Annotated in this window: 2 protein-coding genes; both read right to left on the bottom strand. The window is 58.4% G+C overall.

Annotation, left to right across the window (positions count from 1 at the left end; all coding sequences use genetic code 11):
* Window positions 1-241: 241 nt before the first annotated feature.
* Complete coding sequence (locus AC1DYX_RS31350; RefSeq protein ID WP_477266143.1) at window positions 242-598, bottom strand: hypothetical protein; 357 nt, start codon at window positions 596-598, stop codon at window positions 242-244.
* On the bottom strand, window positions 598-906 hold the full coding sequence (locus AC1DYX_RS31355; RefSeq protein WP_477266145.1) for a PadR family transcriptional regulator: 309 nt from the start codon (window positions 904-906) through the stop codon (window positions 598-600). Before AC1DYX_RS31355 ends, AC1DYX_RS31350 begins: the two co-directional genes overlap by 1 nt.
* Window positions 907-1,156: the final 250 nt, after the last annotated feature.

Below are 1,156 nucleotides of genomic sequence, written 5' to 3' on the forward strand. Positions count from 1 at the left end.
AGCCCGCCCGAATCGCCCATTTGCCGTCCGCAAGGCGGACGGCTTCGCGCGCCGAGGGCGCGCGCTGCAAAGCGGGCAGACACAGATCATCCGCAGCATCGCTTTTGCTACGCCCTTCCAATTCGAAGGCCGGCGAAGCTCGGTCTTCGAATCTCTGACTGCTGCCCGCAGGGCAGACCCGCGCGCCGTAGGCGCGCGCTGCAAAGTCAACACACACGCAGTCCAAGCCTGTGCCGCGTTCTCAAGTCTGCTTTGCCGCCAGCATCCGATGAAGCTCGACCTTGATCCGCTCCCGCTGATAAGGCTTCTGAATGGCATACGTGCCCACGACAGCGCTCACCGCTACAGCAATGAGTACGAGCGCAGTTTTGAAGGTCTTGTTATTCATGAATGCTTTCTCCAGTTCGTAAGTGGTTCGTTCTTTGATTGCAAACAGCATGCTTCCAATAACCCAGCGTACGGCTGCTCGTGATGATTCGATGTATGCAAGTTCGTTGAGCATGGCCTGCGCCCATTCCTTGCGATGCGCCGGCATGATCCGGATCACCACCCGCGCCACGGCAATCGGACAGGCAAACTTGTTGGCGCCCCTGGACATCAGATGCAACCCGGTGACAGATGCTGCGACGCCATACCCTCGGACCCGGCATGCTCGGTCGCATAAGCAATGCCTTCCGCATTCAGCCGATACAACTTCCTCGGCGGGCGACCTTCATGCAGGGATGGTTCCCATCTGGATTCCAGCAGACCTCTGTCGCTCAGCCGCATGAGGATGGGATAAAGCGTGCCTGAGCTGAGCCCGGTCTGTTCGGACAGGTCATAGCCGTGCTGCCACTGAACGCGTTGTGCCAGCAACGCCGCAAGTAACGCTCTGGTTTGAGGTGAGGGAGATCGGGTTCGAGTCATGCAATAAGTCTACATATGTCGCGTTAGTATTGCAAGCCWTCGCACGGGCAGACGCCACCGACGAAAAACGACCCCCCGCAGGAGGGGTAATCCCCCCGATACCCCGATCGGAGTATTGCCCGACATCCCCATTCGCGTAACACTTCTCCCATCGAAATTTAACGTTTGACGAAGCCGACCGCACCGAAAAAAGTGCCCGGTCTTCCCACCATCGATCGGAGAAAGCACATGCAGGGCAAACGCGTAGTAG

Source organism: Massilia sp. P2_C2, from assembly GCF_056404615.1.

Excerpts from the sequence above, each read along its gene's own strand:
- AC1DYX_RS31350 (WP_477266143.1), bottom strand. The coding sequence starts at position 598 with ATGTCCAGGGGCGCCAACAAGTTTGCCTGTCCGATTGCCGTGGCGCGG.
- AC1DYX_RS31355 (WP_477266145.1), bottom strand. The coding sequence starts at position 906 with ATGACTCGAACCCGATCTCCCTCACCTCAAACCAGAGCGTTACTTGCG.